Source organism: Endozoicomonas gorgoniicola (assembly GCF_025562715.2).
Taxonomy (GTDB): Bacteria; Pseudomonadota; Gammaproteobacteria; order Pseudomonadales; family Endozoicomonadaceae; genus Endozoicomonas_A; species Endozoicomonas_A gorgoniicola.
In genome coordinates, this window is the sequence record NZ_JAPFCC010000001.1 from 3197768 (window position 1) to 3213513 (window position 15746).

General features: G+C 47.3%; 15 protein-coding genes. 8 read left to right on the forward strand and 7 right to left on the reverse strand.

Annotated elements, in window-relative coordinates; genetic code table 11:
* Positions 1 to 198 precede the first annotated feature (198 nt).
* From NX722_RS14785 to NX722_RS14800, 4 genes are all read left to right on the forward strand, one after another.
* Entirely contained in the window at positions 199 to 1716 is a 1518-nt protein-coding gene (locus NX722_RS14785; protein ID WP_262563606.1) for an IS1182 family transposase, read from the forward strand.
* Positions 1717 to 1844: 128 nt separating this feature from the next.
* Positions 1845 to 3128 carry a type I restriction enzyme endonuclease domain-containing protein gene (locus NX722_RS14790; protein ID WP_262563607.1) on the forward strand — a complete coding sequence of 428 codons (1284 nt, stop codon included), beginning with the start codon at positions 1845 to 1847 and terminating at the stop codon, positions 3126 to 3128.
* Between the two features lie 116 nt (positions 3129 to 3244).
* The gene (locus NX722_RS14795; protein WP_262563592.1) at positions 3245 to 4237 is read left to right on the forward strand and encodes an IS30 family transposase; all 993 of its coding nucleotides are present in this window, start codon (positions 3245 to 3247) and stop codon (positions 4235 to 4237) included.
* 313 nt (positions 4238 to 4550) lie between these two features.
* Positions 4551 to 4706: a hypothetical protein gene (locus NX722_RS14800; RefSeq protein WP_262563608.1), complete on the forward strand. Its 156-nt coding sequence runs from the start codon at positions 4551 to 4553 to the stop codon at positions 4704 to 4706.
* A 21-nt stretch (positions 4707 to 4727) separates the two neighbouring features.
* On the opposite strand, the gene NX722_RS14805 is transcribed toward NX722_RS14800, so the two are convergent.
* Positions 4728 to 5288, reverse strand: coding sequence for a tetratricopeptide repeat protein (locus tag NX722_RS14805; RefSeq protein ID WP_262563609.1), 561 nt, complete (start codon positions 5286 to 5288; stop codon positions 4728 to 4730).
* Positions 5289 to 5323: 35 nt separating this feature from the next.
* Here NX722_RS14805 and NX722_RS14810 point away from each other — a divergent pair, with 35 nt between their 5' ends.
* The 3 genes from NX722_RS14810 to NX722_RS14820 all read left to right on the forward strand — a co-directional run bounded on the left by NX722_RS14810 (position 5324) and on the right by NX722_RS14820 (position 7653).
* A complete protein-coding gene (locus NX722_RS14810) occupies positions 5324 to 6724 on the forward strand; it encodes an IS1380 family transposase (protein WP_262563610.1) in 1401 nt (466 codons plus the stop codon).
* Positions 6725 to 7153: 429 nt separating this feature from the next.
* Positions 7154 to 7441, forward strand: coding sequence for an IS66 family insertion sequence element accessory protein TnpA (gene tnpA, locus NX722_RS14815; RefSeq protein ID WP_262563611.1), 288 nt, complete (start codon positions 7154 to 7156; stop codon positions 7439 to 7441).
* Positions 7432 to 7653 (forward strand): hypothetical protein, encoded by a 222-nt coding sequence (locus tag NX722_RS14820; protein WP_262563612.1) that lies wholly within the window; start codon positions 7432 to 7434, stop codon positions 7651 to 7653. The genes tnpA and NX722_RS14820 overlap by 10 nt, the downstream gene beginning before the upstream one ends.
* 136 nt (positions 7654 to 7789) lie before the next feature.
* On the opposite strand, the gene NX722_RS14825 is transcribed toward NX722_RS14820, so the two are convergent.
* A complete protein-coding gene (locus NX722_RS14825) occupies positions 7790 to 7993 on the reverse strand; it encodes a helix-turn-helix domain-containing protein (protein WP_262563613.1) in 204 nt (67 codons plus the stop codon).
* Positions 7994 to 8170: 177 nt separating this feature from the next.
* Here NX722_RS14825 and NX722_RS14830 point away from each other — a divergent pair, with 177 nt between their 5' ends.
* Entirely contained in the window at positions 8171 to 8653 is a 483-nt protein-coding gene (locus NX722_RS14830; protein ID WP_262563614.1) for a transposase, read from the forward strand.
* 334 nt (positions 8654 to 8987) lie between these two features.
* Here NX722_RS14830 and NX722_RS14835 read toward each other — a convergent pair whose 3' ends face one another.
* The 5 genes from NX722_RS14835 to ltrA all read right to left on the reverse strand — a co-directional run bounded on the left by NX722_RS14835 (position 8988) and on the right by ltrA (position 15718).
* A complete protein-coding gene (locus NX722_RS14835; protein WP_262563615.1) occupies positions 8988 to 9386 on the reverse strand; it encodes a hypothetical protein in 399 nt (132 codons plus the stop codon).
* Positions 9386 to 11290 (reverse strand): site-specific integrase, encoded by a 1905-nt coding sequence (locus NX722_RS14840; protein WP_262563616.1) that lies wholly within the window; start codon positions 11288 to 11290, stop codon positions 9386 to 9388. The genes NX722_RS14835 and NX722_RS14840 overlap by 1 nt, the downstream gene beginning before the upstream one ends.
* A gap of 2 nt (positions 11291 to 11292) precedes the next feature.
* A complete protein-coding gene (locus tag NX722_RS14845) occupies positions 11293 to 13038 on the reverse strand; it encodes a hypothetical protein (protein ID WP_262563617.1) in 1746 nt (581 codons plus the stop codon).
* Positions 13035 to 14240: a tyrosine-type recombinase/integrase gene (locus NX722_RS14850; RefSeq protein WP_262563618.1), complete on the reverse strand. Its 1206-nt coding sequence runs from the start codon at positions 14238 to 14240 to the stop codon at positions 13035 to 13037. Before NX722_RS14850 ends, NX722_RS14845 begins: the two co-directional genes overlap by 4 nt.
* Before the next feature lie 212 nt (positions 14241 to 14452).
* Positions 14453 to 15718, reverse strand: a complete 1266-nt coding sequence (gene ltrA / locus NX722_RS14855) for a group II intron reverse transcriptase/maturase (RefSeq protein ID WP_262563619.1) — start codon at positions 15716 to 15718, stop codon at positions 14453 to 14455.
* Between the last annotated feature and the right edge of the window lie 28 nt (positions 15719 to 15746).

The window sequence follows — 15746 nt, forward strand, 5'->3', positions numbered from 1 at the left end:
TTGGGCGATGTTTTACTATTTACGGGTAAGAGTGGCGGTTGTGAGAACAGCTTGCACAGTAGCTTAAACAGGCAGCAGGGTTATGATGCCGCCTTCTTTTCTGGACTTGTTACAAGTCCGACAGGCTCCTAGGAGCCTGACCGAGAATAGGATTTATCTGATATAATAGCGTTCAAAACGCAGCCCTGATGAAGCCTGATGTCGCCACCACCAAAATTCAAGGATAGCCCTGTTGAGTTCGACCAGCACCTGCTGTTTCCAACCAACATCTTTGATCTTCTTCCCAAAGATCATGACTGCTACATCTATGAGACCATCTTCCAGAACATTGATACCTCGGAAGTTGAAAAGCAGTACCATCACCTTGGACAGCATGCCTACCCACCCAAGCTGATCGTAGGTATCCTGATCTACGCCTACAGTCATGGTGTATTCAGCTCCCGTGAAATAGAAAAACGGTGTCGGCAGGACTTGGCATTCATGTACATCTCTCAGATGAATTGCCCAAACTTTCGGGTCCTGGGGGACTTCCGCAAAAACAACCTGTCGTTTTTTCATGACTGTTTCAAACAGTCCGTCAAGCTGGCGATGGAGCTGAAACTGGCATCGCTTGGGCATATCAGCCTGGATGGTTCGAAATTCAAAGCCAACAGTTCAAAGCATAAGGCCATGAGCTACGGCCGGCTTAAAGCCAAAGAGGCAGAACTCAGCGCTGAGGTTGATGAACTGATCAAAAAAGCCAGCCAGTGCGATCAGGAAGAAGACGACGCCTACAAAGAAACCAATGGCTACAGTATTCCTGAAGACCTCCAGTTTAAAGAAGAACGGCTGAAGAAAATTAAGGCTGCCAAAAAAGCACTGGAAGAGCGTGAGAAAGCCCTCAATCCGGACGAGCCAATAGACGACAAGAAACAGATTAGCTTTGCAGACCATGATGCCCGGGTGATGAGCAAGAAAGGGTACTGCGAATACAGCTACAATGCCCAAATTAATGTAGATGCGGATCACCAGATCATTGTTGGCCAACACATCAGCCAGCGCGCCAACGACGTACAGGAAGTAGAACCTGCTCTTCAGGCTTTGTCAGAATCTACCGATGGCGCAGCTGTGGATAAATGGAGTATGGACAACGGCTATTTTTCAGGGCCAAATCTGCACACCTTGGATAAACACGGAATAGACGGTTATATCGCTACTGATAAGGAAGAAAAACCGGCTGTCACGAACCTTGAAAATACTGATCGAAAATTTGTCAAAGCGGATTTTACATACAATATTGAAGCTGACGTCTTCATCTGTCCGGCTGGGGAAAAATTGGTTACCAATCCAGCCAGTAAAGCTAAGAGGAAAGGCTACCGGGCAAACAAGGAAGTATGCCGAGAGTGCGCTTACCGCTCCAGATGCAGTGGCTCCAAGAAAAGTGCAGGCAAGGTAATTCGCACAGACAAGTTTGAAACTGCACGACAAGCCATGAATAAAAAAATGGAAACAAGCGAAGCGAAAGCGGTATACGAACGTCGCAAAGTAATAGCGGAACCGCCGTTTGGTCAGATAAAAAACTCTGGATTCAGGAGTTTCAGTCTGCGCGGGAAAGAGAAAGTGGAAGCAGAGTTTTCACTGGTATGCACAGTGCATAATTTCAAAAAAATTGTGAAGAAAGCTTTAACGGGGTCACTCCGTCTTGAGGATTTAAAAAAGGTTGAAAAAGCGGCATAAAGGTAAAGAAAAGCTGTAAATTGGCAAAAATGAGCAAATCAACCTCAAAAAGTGGTTGTTTTTTGCTCATTTTGAATTTTGCGAAACCTTTAGGAGGACTGCCTAAGCTATTCTCGGTCAGGCTCCTAGTGGGCAATAAAGACTATCGCAAAGAGCTGGATCGCCAGTTTAAAAACGAGAAGTCCAACTTCAAAATCGCCATTGTGGTGGATATGTGGCTGACCGGCTTTGACGTGCCGTTCCTCGATACGATTTATATTGATAAGCCGATCCAGAAACATAACCTGATCCAGACCATTTCCCGGGTGAACCGCAAGTTCTCCGGCAAGGACAAGGGACTGGTGGTGGATTACATCGGCATCAAGAGCCAGATGAATCAGGCACTGGCGCAGTTCTCGAAAGCGGATGAGGCGAATTTTGAGGATGTTCAGCAGTCGGTGATCGTGGTGAAAGACCATCTCGACCTGTTGCGGCAGATGTTTCATAAGTTCGATGCGTCGTCTTATTTCTCTGGACACCCCGTAGAGCAGTTAAGCTGTCTGAACAATGCCGCCGAGTTTGTGCTGAAGTTTGGCACGCTAGAAAAACGCTTTATGGCACTGGTGAAGCGTCTGAAAGCAGCTTATGACGTGTGTTGTGGCAGTGAGCTGTTAACTGGGGAGGAGCGGGACCGGATTCATTTTTATCTGGCGGTGCGTTCCATTGTCTTTAAGCTGACCAGGGGCGAAGCACCGGATACGGCACAGATGAACGCCAAAGTTCGGGAGCTGATTGCCCAGGCGATTCAGAGCGATGGTGTGGAGGAAATCTTCCGTCTTGGAGAGGATGGAGCAGCAGAAATTGATATTTTCGATGAGGATTATCTTGCCAAGATCGACAAGATCAAGCTGCCCCACACCAAAATCCAGCTGTTGCAGAAGATGCTTGCCAAGGCCATTGAGGGCTTTAAGGAAACCAACCGGGCAAAGGGCATTGAGTTTACCCAGAAGTTTCAGTCGCTGGTGAATCGCTACAACGAGCGCAGGGAAGAAGATGTGCTGGTAAGCGAGGTGCTGGAAGAGTTCTCGGATGAAATCCTCAACCTGATGGCAGACCTTAAGCGGGAGATGTCGTCTTTTGATGGCATGGGTATCAGCTTTGAAGAGAAAGCCTTCTACGACATTCTGATGTCGCTGGCGGTGAAGTATGACTTCTCTTATCCCGAAGATAAGCTGGTTGAGCTGTCGCAGGAGGTTAAGGGCGTGGTAGACGACAAAGCCCGTTTTCCGGACTGGAATAACCGGGATGATATCAAGGCTTCGCTGAAGGTTGACCTGATCCTGCTGCTGGCGAAATTTGGGTATCCGCCGGTAAGTCGGGATGAGGTGTATAAAGAGATATTTGAGCAGGCGGAGAATTTTAAGAAGACCTGAATTCGTATCATAAGTGCATAACCTCTGTAACCAGAGGATTGTTTCAGAACCTTTGAAGTGAATCAGAACTCAGGGGTATTCTGTAAAGCAACCAAACCATACAGAGGAAGCCAAGGATGGCCTATACACACCTGAGCTCTGAAGAGAGATATTATATCGAAACTGAACTCAAAAATGGGACTTCACAAAACAAAATTGCTAAAAAGCTTGGCCGTTCACAGCCTACCGTGTCGCGAGAAGTAAACCGCAATAAAGGGCAAAGAGGGTACAGGCACCAACAGGCTAATCGCACAGCTCGGCAGCGGCACAAAGATAAGCCAAAAGCTATTAAGCTGACAGACGACATTAAACAACGTATTTCAAACGATATCCGTTCAGATTGGAGTCCTGAACAAGTGGCTGGAAGGCTTGAAAAGGACGGTGTAATCAAGCTGCATCATGAGACGATTTATCAATTTGTAGCGGATGATAAACGGCGCGGAGGCTCGCTCTATAAGCACTTGAGGCACCAGAAAAAAACTTATCGAAAGCGATACGGTTCAGCTCATAACCGAACCGGTATACCAAATCGGGTTGGCATTGAAGAACGCCCCGAAGTGGTCAACAACAGAGAGCGAGTTGGTGACTGGGAAGCTGATACTGTAATAGGTAAAAATCATAAAGGAGCCATCGCTACATTAGATGAACGAAAAACCAAGCTTCGCCTTGCTGTCCCTCTACCAGGCAAGAAGGCAAAAGCGGTTAAACAGGGAATAATTGACGTACTCAAGCCTCTGAAAAGGTTTGTAAAGACAATAACATACGACAATGGAAAGGAGTTTGTTCAGCATGAATCAATTGCCAAAGCTTTAAAATGTGACAGCTACTTTGCTGCCCCCTACCATTCTTGGGAAAGAGGCCAGAATGAGAATGCTAATGGTTTGCTAAGGCAGTATTTCCCCAAGTCGATGGAGCTTAATGGCGTGACAGAAAAAGATGTCATCATTGCAGTGGATAAGCTGAACAACAGGCCAAGAAAGTGCCTGGGCTACAAGACTCCTTATGAGGCATTTAAAGAGTCAACTGGAATAGATGCAAGAAAAGTCATGGGTTATGCACTTATGACTTGAATTCAGGAGAATCGGTTGTGATGAGGAGCCGCCTTTTGGGCGGCTTTTTCTGGTCACGTTTCAAACAGTTTGATACCACATCCGTGAGATGAACTCTCCGATCACCTTACAAAGGCAGCAGTGTCGAACACCTGTTGCCTATGAAGCTGACACAGGGTGATTTAAAAATAGCGGATTGGTGGAAATAGGGGTAGATGGGGTTCCCCAACCGCTTACGATTAAACGATTACCTTGCAATGGGTGAAGGCCGGCAGGGATACCGACGGGATGAAGCCAGCCTTGCGGAAAAGTACTGGAAGACCAAAGGGTTGATTTGGTTATCGTAACCGCCGGGCTGCTTCAGGATCAGGAGGCGATGCTCCGGATCAGTGAGGATCAGGAGCAGCTCGATAAATACCTGGAACAGCAGGCGGAGGTTTGCAGGGAGTTCCCGGGGCAGACGTTTTATGATCTGGGAAGTTACCTGTGAACACTGAACATTATCAAGACCTTATGTATTAAGAAGCTCTTCTAAATATTTCAGATGTTTTTGAGCATCTTCATGCCCTTGGTTCGCAGCTTTACGCGACCAGTAGAACGACTGTTCGATACTTTTTTTCACACCCCTACCATGAAAATACATTAAACCCAACAAGCATTGGGCATCTGCATCCCCCTGATCTGCGGCCTTGCGATACCAGGCAACGGCCTGTTCGTCACTCTGTTTTACGCCAAGGCCATAATCATACATTATACCCAATGAGAACTGAGAATCTGCATACCCCTGCTCTGCGGCCTTGCGATGCCAGGCAACGGCCTGTTCGTCACTTTGTGTTACACCATGGCCTTTGGAATACATAAAACCCAAGGAATATTGGGCAGCTGCATGCCCCTGCTCTGCGGCCTTGCGATGCGAGGCTGCGGCCTGCTCGTAACTTTGATCTGATACACCACCGGAACCTACAGCGGACAAAGACAAAAATAACAAACTGAATAGCGTATTTCTTAACCCGGATATTTCATAAAAAGAGGCAAGTTCCGCCCAATCACTTGATATAATTGGGTCGACCAAAAAAATGCTTCGGAAGAAGCAAACCGGAACTTGCCATGAACAAACTTACACAAGAACAGCTTCGTTTTCACCCCTCCAACGGAAAAACTATCCGGGCAGACTTCAATGGCGGAGAATTATCCTCTGATTTTGGCGCCCTGATGCTACGTGAAACAATGCTTCACAGCGGTATCATATCCAGGCTGACTGACGGCATTGACGATAAACGTCATCAATCCTACATCGACCACACCCTGCAAGAACTCATTGCCCAAAGAGTTCTGCAAATGGCCTGTGGTTATGAAGATGCAAACGACAGCAACCATCTGCGTAAAGACCCAATCTTTAAGCTTGCCAATGGAAGAAACCCACTGGACGATGATAACCATCTGGCTTCCGCTCCAACGTATACAAGGCTTGGTCAGTCCATGACCAAACGGGATATTTATAATATGACCAAAGCACTGGCTGATCACTTCATCAGCAGTTATGAATACCCACCATTAGCCATCATTATCGACCTGGATCATACGCCTGCTATCACCCATGGCGGCCAGCAGATGAACCTGTTCAACGCCAAATATCAAGACTACTGTTACTTGCCCTTAATGATCTTTGAGGGGCTCAGCGGCAAGCTGATCACTTCGATCCTGCGTCCTGGAAAAACACCCACAGGCCGAGAGAATGCAGCTATTCTCCAGCGCCTCATTAAGCTGATCCGTACAAGATGGCCGAAAACCCATTTACTGGTTCGTGGGGATAGCCACTTTGCCCAACCAGAGTTAATGCAGGTTGTTCAGGATGACCCTCACTCCGACTACGTGCTGGGAAAAGGCGCAGGACACAAGACGGCCTTGCGACCTAAAGCCAAAGAGTTGCTGGATGAAGCGCGGAAAGCTCTCGACGTTAAAACCGGGCTGGCAAAACTGAACAACATGCCAGAGCCTGAGCGACTCAAGCTCTACGGAGAAACGGACTATCAGGCAAAAAGCTGGAAAGGGCTGGACACCCGGATAATCTATAAGGCAGAGGTCAACCAGAAAGGCGACAACCCCCGTTTTATTGTGACGTCAATGAAGGAGACTTCACCTGAGGATATTTATGAAAAGCTTTACTGCCCCAGAGGGCAGGATGAGAATTTCATCAAACACCTGAAAAGTGATTTGTCCGGTGACCGGTTGTCAGATCAGGGCTTTCTGGCAAACCATCTGAGAATGTTTTACGCCTGCGCGGCTTACGTTCTTCATCATGAGCTGAGAACTAAAGCTCTGAAAGGTACAGAGCTGGAAAAAGCCCAGCCATCAACGGTGATAGTAAAGCTCTGCAAGATTGCGGTTAAGGTGGTTGAGTATAAAGACCGAATCAAACTGCACTTGCCTCGCAGCTGCCCAATAAAAGGGCTTTTGCAGCATATAACCGAAGTCTTTTACTCAATGCCGCTGTCTCGACCGGGATAGTCAGCTTCATAAACTCAATCAGACTAAAATAGTGACCAACAGAAAGAGTGTTGGGGAATTCTGTTGTCCTGAAAAAGCAGGTGCTGATCAAAAAACATCCGAATTGATGGTGAGTTCGGGTTGTAATACCTTTTTCATGGAGAGTAGAGCAACAGACCTCCGAAAAAATCAGAATGGAATGTTTTTTCCGGAACTTGTTGCTCATTTATGAAATATTCGGGTTAAGCGCATTAGTACACCAAACAACGTAATAAACGACAGAATAATAGGAATTTTACTCTGAAAGACTGATATCTAAATACACGTACTTATGCTTGACACACAGAGAGAGCGAGGAGATTTAATTAGGGTAAGCGTCAGGCCAACTACATCTACTACTCCACTGTAAAATCCTGAACACTAATGCTTCCAAACATTCAGGAAGTTGCCATGACAACCCATCGCCCCACCGATTTCTGGAAACACCTTATCCGAGCCTGGAACAAAAGCGGGCTCTCCCAGTCCGAATATGCCCGCAGGCATGAACTCCCGGTTAAAACATTCGGATACCATAAAAGACGCCTCGATAATCAAAGGATCATTCAGTCCGCTCTCTATTCAAAAGAGCCAAAGCCTTTGATTCCTGTTTCCGTCGCACAAGAGCCGGAACCTCAAAAAACACCGGAAACAGGCATCACCCTTGTCAGCCCCGGAATGGGAGTGGAGATATGTTTCTGATATATCCAGCTACCGAGGTTTTCAGAGATCCGTTGCCTGTATTTGAGTTAAGTGCTGAGCTGCGACTGTGGGCTGTACCGTTTGACATTGATCGGGGGGAGCTTTCTTTGGGGGGTAAGGCTGAAGGTGAGATATTCAATGATATCCTTGCAGGGCTGCACGTTACCCTGCCTGCTGCCTCATCGGAGCGGTTCGCTTCAGAATCCTTCTGATTTTTCGTAGCGAAGTAATGGAACCAAAGCCTCTCTTCCGGGAGGCTATATAAGAATTTCTTATTGTTGATATTCGGAAGAGATACAGCCGCTGGCAATAATCCGATATTGCGGCTGAACCTTGTCGCATATGGCTCTACTCGAAAAAAATCTTTATCTCTACATCCAGTGCCTGCGCCAGGCGATGCATTGTCATCAGAGTAGGATTTCGTTGACCGTGTTCTATTTCACTGATATCCGGATTATGTAGGCCAGCTCTGTGAGCCAGCTCCTCTTGGCTGAGACCTTGCTGCTTTCTCAGCTCTTTTAGCTTGCGTCCGAACTGCTGCTTTGGATCCAAAATTTATTCCTTACAAAAGTAAGGAATAGTCAGAACAGGAGCAAAAATCGTCTATAGTATATATCCTAAATTTTTGTTTTTTGAGATCGCAGCTCCCCTTCTTTTGTAACGATGATTTCTGTACAGCTCAGCAAATAAACCTATTCAGAGTCGTATAGTGTGCCGAGGCTCCATAAGATGGCCGAGAAAAGACGTAGAAAATCGAATTATTCCCCTGAATTTATGGATAAAGCTGTGGACATTGCTTTGGCATCGATTCTCCCTGACAAAGAGGTGGCAAGATTGTTAGGAGTCAATGCCAGCACTCTGGCTACATGGAAGGGTAAGAGGGCAAGGATGATAATTGGGCCTCAGCAGCCACAGGAAGCCATGTCATTCGAGATAGAAGAGGAGCAGGATGCTGCTGATGTCTCAGATAATGAATCTTTTGACGCCAGCCCTTATGAGGCTTCAGATGAGCCGATTCCGCCTCAGCCTGACGCATCCTCTCAGGACGCACCCTCTCAGCATGAAGATGTAAAGCTGATCCTCAACGATGTGGCCAAGCTGATCCCCGAGGAAATTAACCAGCTCAGGAGAGAAAATCTCAGACTAAAAAATGAGAAGGATGTTTTGCAGGAGGCTCTTATCATCCTGGCTGGTTCATACCTGCGAGCTTAGCCAATAAATGTCACAAAGACCAACCCGGCTGCTGAGCACAACTTCCTTCAACCAACCACGCCACTGTTTCCTGTTCAGCTTACCCATCGAAGGTTAAATGGTGTCAGCGAAGTCATCGCAGACATCGTACCCTCCAAAGCTTTAAACATCTCATAGTAGCGCTCACCTTGTTCCTGGCCCATGTTCTCTCACCTTCAAAAAGTGGTCATAGTTTCCTTTTCAACACTGGCATGCTTGGAGTTGGGACTGTCAGTTTGTTCATCTTTTCGCTCGTAAGCGGCTGCTATTTTTTTGTATGCGACCTTCCTTGTTTTGAAATATGATTTCCGGTCAATTACACCTTAATACGATGCACATTAGGTGAATCTTTCCTTGTAGCAGTTTTATAGCGATGCAGCTCCCAAGTCAGTTGTGCAATCTGATCTGCCATTGCTTTCATCTCGGCTTGAAACTGTCCATTTTCCGCTTTCAGCTTGCTGTTTCTCGCTTCCAGTGCATCAAATCTTTCTTTTGCGACTATTCTACGCTGGCCTTTCGTGACAGGGGCTGCGGCAAGATTCGATTGTTGCTGCCTTGCTTTCTCTGCCAGAACGATCTCTCGCAAAACCGGATGATTCTTTAGCGAACCATTTGCGACACCCGCCCGCTTTTCCACCGCTGATGGGTTAATTTTTTTCTTCTCTTTGCGTAGCGCTTCAAGAGCATTTTCCAGTTTGGTCTTTACGCTTGGCATTATAAGGCTCCTAACTCAAACCGCTCGAATGCGATGTTGTGATCTGTCATGACTTTCTCTGCTGAGCGAATGTCCGTTAGTTCACGAGCCAGCGTGTTGCGGTTGTAAAACCCCATGTCCTTCATTTGTCGCAACCTTGCGCCAATTCTCTGATGTCGTTGCTGCCAGCGTTTTGCTTCGGCCTGATTGATATTCAGGTTCTCGCAGTCACGCCCCACGCAACCAGATGGCTCAAACAAGTGCGTCATCTTGCACTTTTCACCCGCAAAACACCGGCCATAACCCGTGGACTTATTGGCACCCTGGGTGCTTTTTGCCAGCGCTTCAAACTGCTCTTCCGTCATTACCTTGGGATCCCCCTCAAACGTCTTCATATATCCGCCCGATTGCTTCTGAGGGTTATCCATCATGTCTTTCAGATAGATTTTGTGGCTTTCCATTTCAGCCTCTTCAACAGCTTTTTTTATGCTCGCAGGGTTTTCTATTCCCATCAGGGTAAGTACCTCAGAGTGGCTGGCATAAATCGCCGTCATGCTGAGGCTGATGTGCTTAAATTGATGCTTCAATGCTGCTAGTGTCACCAAGCCATTTCCAACAACAAAGTGTGCAAAGGTGCGCCTCAGTGAGTGCGTGGAAAAGTGCCAATAAAATGTGCCATCCTCCCGTGCTTTTATTGGGTTATATCGAGCAAGAACTAGCGGGTTGAGCAAGCGATACACTTCATCCATTTCAACGGGGTCATAAGAAATGTCGAGGTGTTTGGAATACTCTCTAAATAGTTTCCTAAGATTCTGTGTATTTAAAGCAACGTCTTCCAACTGGCGGAAGATGTTGTCACCTCTGCCGCCGGTTCCATCAAAAGTGAATCTCGGAGAACGGTGAATGTCTCCTTTAGATAAGCGGTAGTCATCATTGAGGACGGTCAGCACTTCCAGTGCTTTTTTACAGATGGGTGCGCAGGCCCAGACATCTTCCCTGGGAACTTTTTCCAATTTGCGCGTCCATGACCGCAGGGTGCAGAGTGTTATGCCATCGAGATCGATTTCCTTGTAAGAGGTGGCACTTATCTGGGTTAATTCACTGATACGCATCCCAGTAAAGGCAGACAACGAAAAAAAACACGCTCCTTCGATGGCTTTAAACTCATCAACAGACTGCCGCTCCGTCAAACCGTATTGTCTGGCATAAGCTTTAACATCACGAAGGTGGGACAGCCTTTCATAGGCACTAGTCACGTTCTGCACTAAACGCCCCATCAGCTGCTCATAAATCACCGGAATCACGGTGGGGTAATGCCCTTTTCCTGCAGTAGAGTATTGCTTGGCGATCTTCTCTAGCGATTTACCTTCGAGCAGTCCCAGCGTGTACCGTGATGACTCCGGGAAATGTGAATTGACCTGGGTAAGTACACTAAGCGCATGGAGGCGGTTCAGAACGCTTTTTTCACTAAGCCCTTTATTATGGTGCAGGATTTGACTGAAAACCAACTCATTGTTGAGCAGCGAAAAGGAGCCAATAGCCGTACCTTTAAACACCCTTAAAGCGATGTTTACGCATTGCGCCACACTATGGCACGCACTAAATTTGCGAAACGTATCACCTCCCATGTGCAGCAGATCGCCTTTCACCCCCCAGATCAGAAAATAGATCCGCTGTTTTAACTCCAGGAGCAGCTCGGGGTTGTGCTTCTCTGGATGGAAATTAATTTTATAGTTCCATTTTCCCTCATTGGTACGGTTAAAAAATGCATTGTAATCCCAGACATCATTGGCAAAGTAGGATACAGGATTGCCGTCTTTATCGACGCTTACCACCGTGTTGTCGTCCGGCATCACAAACTGGCCGGAGGTTTGCGGCAAGGCGTAGTGTTCAAACCGGTCAACATCCATGCTGACAGAAAACATGACTATCCCCCTCTGAATATATCCATGACTGATACTTCGTCCCACAAGGGATGACATTCACGCGCCAGCAGCTTCGTCGCCGCCTTCAGATGCGCCTTTTTGAACCTCGCCTTGAGCGCATTAATCTTAGCCTTGACTTCGCCGTAATTGGTCAGGAAATGCTCGACATTCTGGTGAGCGATCATTGCCTCATTCAGACGCTTTTCAAAGGACAGTAAGCGCCAGATATCATGTGGATCATCCACTACGCCGAAGTTGGAGCAGCCAAAGCATTTTACGACAAAGCCACACCCTAACTCGGATTTCTCTGCATCACTGAGAATGCCTGTCTGGTCAACCGCTTTCTGGAATTTCCTCTTTTCCGGAGTGTCAGCCCCCTTGCAGAAGCCGCCGTTTTGAATCTCAACCACCTGATGCTTTGCATCGCCAGCCCGGAGTGCTTCCCATTCCTGATGCGAAATAACCTCACCAACGGTCTCTTTGGTCTTTGCCACCGCGACAATCGTGCCACCGTCGGGATTTTCTCCCAAGTGATGCAGAGCCGTTAAACCCACTGCCAGCTGACTTCTGGCTTCACCTTTGGAAACCTTGCCGTACTTGGAGTTATCATAGGTTGAGGGCGCATTGCGCGTATTATCCGCCGCCTTTGCTCTACCCATTTTCTGCTCGGCATACTGTTTAACGGATGACTTCAGCAGCTCGCAATTCAACCGGAAGTCCGGGTTGTTCTCGATTAAGGACCGGAGTCGTGTAGATTGCTTGTGCAAGTACTTTTGAGCATAAAAATGAAGGTTGCCAGTCGTTGGCGCTTTGCCGTTCATTTTTCGGAACAGGTAATGCCTATCCAGCCCCAGAGTGGTGGAATGCGCCCTGGAGAGTGCGAGGTGGGATTCAAAGAAACCTTTGCAGGTCGCTCGCGGTGTAAAAGTACGAAGTTCAACCCGGTTCCCGCGAGTTTTAAATCCCTCAATGCTGATGCGCCCCGCCCCGGACTGTTGACAAACCCAGTCATCCTCCAAAAACATGCTCAAGGTTTCAGTTTGTCCAGTGCCCAGATAGTAGATGGTCAAAAACACTGCGTTACATATCAGCCTGTCGAATGTAAACCTTCTTTGCGCCTCGGTTAATGTGTCATCCTGGTAACGTGTCAACAAGGCTCTGCGGTCTGCCAGCAATGCAAAAGCAATGGTACGTAGCTCTTTGGAGGTGTAATTATCAGAGTGCAGTGCGGCTGATTGGGTATCGAGGTTTCGGGCGGCTTTAGGAATTTCTCCGAAGCCAAACTTTTTGCAGAGTGAATTCAGATTTGAACCTAGCCAGCCAAGATATGAGACCTTTATAGGGTTTCCGCTCACTCCTTTTCCTGTACTTATCATGGACAGGTAGTTCGCATGAATAAACTGAGTGCAGGTTACTGTAGAGAACTGTACTTTGGCTTTTTGCTTGCTGCTTTGTGCATTGAAGGCATGGGTCAGCACTTTCCGAATTGTCCAAAAGTGTCCTACTTTTGTGGGTTCTCGCCACCCAGACTGCTGGAATTTGGAGATTAGCAAACGGATGTGATCATCGGTGACATACACTTTGAATTTTGAAAAGTCGCAGGTGGCATTGTTTCCAGAGCTTTCTTTCCAAACATACTTCCATTTAGTGATAGTACTCAGGCTATTATCCGTGACCATTTCAGTTGTCGGGGTGGAGCGGTAGGTGCGTGTGTTTTCCCTCTGTTGTGTATCCACGAAATCAGTCATGATAGCGCCTCACCTTCCAGCAGGTTCATGGTTATCTCAGGAACCTGATTCTTCTCCGGGCTGCCTTCATAGTGCTTGAGGTACAGCATGGTCGTATCCAGATCCTTATGACCCATTTCTTTTTTCAGGGTTTCCAGGGCTTGCAGCATGGACAGTTCTGGTATTTGGGCTAATGATTCAAGTTTGTAAGCGCCAAAGGTGGCTCGGCAGTCATGCTGCTTATGCTTGAAATGAGGATTACTGGTCTTTTGGATTGCCGTTCTTAATTTCCCCCAGAGCGTATTGAGGCTTTGGGTTGAAAAGCTGTTTCCGTCCTTATTGATAAAAGCAGGGGTTACCATGTCGCCCGTATTCATAAAATACAGCCGTTGCCGCTTCTTGTAACGCTCACTTTGATGGTATCGATTAATCGATTTCATCAACCAGACAGGAATAGATACCTGGCGATTAATGCCGTACTTGGTTTTGCACGTGTGGTCAGACCCAATCCAAACACCTGTCAGCGTCTTCCCGTTAAATCCTTTTGGGATTGCGAAATGCTCAGGCTTGATATCTGCAACCTCTACCGCTCTCAGACCCACGCAAAGCATGACACTGACCATCAGGCGAAACTCCACAGACAATCCATTACTGCACCAGTTATCTCTAACATGCTGAAGATCAATGTCGTTTAGGGGTTGCAGGTTAGTTTCCCTTGTTTGACTTCGAATGGAGCAGTCCGTCAGCGTTTGTCCGTATTTAGTAACGCCCGTAACTTCAAAAGGTAGTTTTGAAATGTAGCCATGCCGGTAACAGAACATGTAAAAACGTCTTGCGATAGACAGGGCTGCCACGGCTGTGGTGCGGCTCATTTTGCCTCTTTCAATCTCGCCATCCAGATAGGCGCGGTAAAGAAAGATTGGATAGCGTTGAAGTTGCTCCTCGTGATCGTCCCATTTGAGATGGTTAGCATCCAGGAACCGGTAGTACCTCAACAGGTGAAAGCATGTCGGCTTGATGTCCTTGGTGCCCTCAACGATACGGCGATTCAGGATATACGCATTCGGCTCAAACACAGGCTTGCCTTCACTGGTAAGCAGCATCAACACACCTTTGAATGACATCGGTTTTTCAACCTGAAAGGAGCTTCCGTCTTCAGCCACTTTCACGTGACCTATGTCGAAAACAGAGCTTGTCTCTACAAGGTGGTAGAAATGCCTCATGCCGATATTGCTATCCTTGATTTTTATTATCTAAGTAATAGTACGGATGTCGATCTAATTATGTCAAGAAGGCAGGCAGTTTGATGTTAATCTAAAAAATACTATTGGAGGGATTAGTTGAGTGCAAATTAGGTAAGGCGGGGCTATTGCCCCGTCCTTCCCACAGAACCGTGCGTACGGACCTCGTACACGGCTCCTGCACTCTCTATCCCTTAACAATAAGGGGCAAGAACGCCCGTTTTAACGCCTTCCAAATTGAACAACTTTATCTCATTGAACCAGTTGTTCGGCATGGCTAAATGCGACAGGGGACTGCACGCATTTCTCCATGAACGCATTTTGATGTACTTAAATGGTGGCTTGTAACCCAGTTGCTTCAGCCGACGATGCAGCTTCGCTGGTTTCTTCCACTGTTTCAGTTGTAAACATCTCAGCCTGCGCCTCATCCATCCTGTCAGCCGTTTTAATTCACGACTACAGTTCGCTATCCTGAAGTAATTAGCAAATCCTCGTATCACAGGGTTCAGTTCTCGGATTACTCCTTCAAGGTTCGTTCCCCGATTCCTTTTCGTGATTCGCTTTACCTTTGCTTTCAGTGCGTTGAGCTTCTTTTCCTGTATGCGCGTATAGCTGCTCAGGATTTCAACTCCCAGAAATTTCACACCCTCGCCGCTATGGGCTATGTGTGTTTTATTCTGGTTGACCGTCAGTTTCAGGTCTTGCTCCAGTACTTTGGTCGCCACTTTCAGAGCGTTTTCTGCCGCTGCTTTGGAGCCACACAGAATCAGGATATCGTCCGCATAGCGGACAATCCTGTGCTTGCGTCGCATCATTTCCTGATCAAACGCATCAAGATAGACGTTTGAGATTAAGGGACTGATCACTCCGCCCTGTGGACTGCCTGTTTCCGTGGCTTCCAGTTGATAGCCAACCATCACCCCGCTTTTCAGGAACATTCTGATCAGGTTCAGGATGCTTCCATCTGCCACTTTGTGCCTGAACGCCTTGAGAATTAACTCGTGGTCGAGTCGGTCAAAGCATTTGGACAAGTCCATGTCCACCACCCAGCGTCTGTCGTACTTTCGTATGAACAGGGTCGCCTTGGTAATGGCTTGATGGCAGCTTCGATTCGGTCTGTACCCATAGCTGGACGGGTGGAAGTCCGGATCAAAGATCGGGGTCAGGATATTTAGAAGTGCTTGTTGGACGATTCGGTCTTTTACTGCGGGGATTCCCAGCAGACGCTTTCCACCGTCTTCTTTGTCGATTTCTACACGCTTTACCGGTAGCGGTTTGTAGCGCTTTTCCCGCAATTCAAGCAGTAACTGTTCAAGATTCCCACGCAGATTCGAGGCGTAGTCGCTCAGGCTCTGCCCATCTATTCCGGCCGCACCTTTCGCTTTCCATACCTTTTTGAATCCGTTGTAAAGCGCTTCCATCGTCAGCAAGCGCCCATACAGGCTATAATATACTCTCATCAGTTACTGTCTCACGACAGACAGATTG

Excerpts from the sequence above, each read along its gene's own strand:
- NX722_RS14785 (WP_262563606.1), top strand. The coding sequence starts at position 199 with ATGTCGCCACCACCAAAATTCAAGGATAGCCCTGTTGAGTTCGACCAG.
- NX722_RS14795 (WP_262563592.1), top strand. The coding sequence starts at position 3,245 with ATGGCCTATACACACCTGAGCTCTGAAGAGAGATATTATATCGAAACT.
- NX722_RS14810 (WP_262563610.1), top strand. The coding sequence starts at position 5,324 with ATGAACAAACTTACACAAGAACAGCTTCGTTTTCACCCCTCCAACGGA.
- tnpA (WP_262563611.1), top strand. The coding sequence starts at position 7,154 with ATGACAACCCATCGCCCCACCGATTTCTGGAAACACCTTATCCGAGCC.
- NX722_RS14820 (WP_262563612.1), top strand. The coding sequence starts at position 7,432 with ATGTTTCTGATATATCCAGCTACCGAGGTTTTCAGAGATCCGTTGCCT.
- NX722_RS14830 (WP_262563614.1), top strand. The coding sequence starts at position 8,171 with ATGGCCGAGAAAAGACGTAGAAAATCGAATTATTCCCCTGAATTTATG.
- NX722_RS14835 (WP_262563615.1), bottom strand. The coding sequence starts at position 9,386 with ATGCCAAGCGTAAAGACCAAACTGGAAAATGCTCTTGAAGCGCTACGC.
- NX722_RS14840 (WP_262563616.1), bottom strand. The coding sequence starts at position 11,290 with ATGTTTTCTGTCAGCATGGATGTTGACCGGTTTGAACACTACGCCTTG.
- NX722_RS14845 (WP_262563617.1), bottom strand. The coding sequence starts at position 13,038 with ATGACTGATTTCGTGGATACACAACAGAGGGAAAACACACGCACCTAC.
- NX722_RS14850 (WP_262563618.1), bottom strand. The coding sequence starts at position 14,240 with ATGAGGCATTTCTACCACCTTGTAGAGACAAGCTCTGTTTTCGACATA.
- ltrA (WP_262563619.1), bottom strand. The coding sequence starts at position 15,718 with ATGAGAGTATATTATAGCCTGTATGGGCGCTTGCTGACGATGGAAGCG.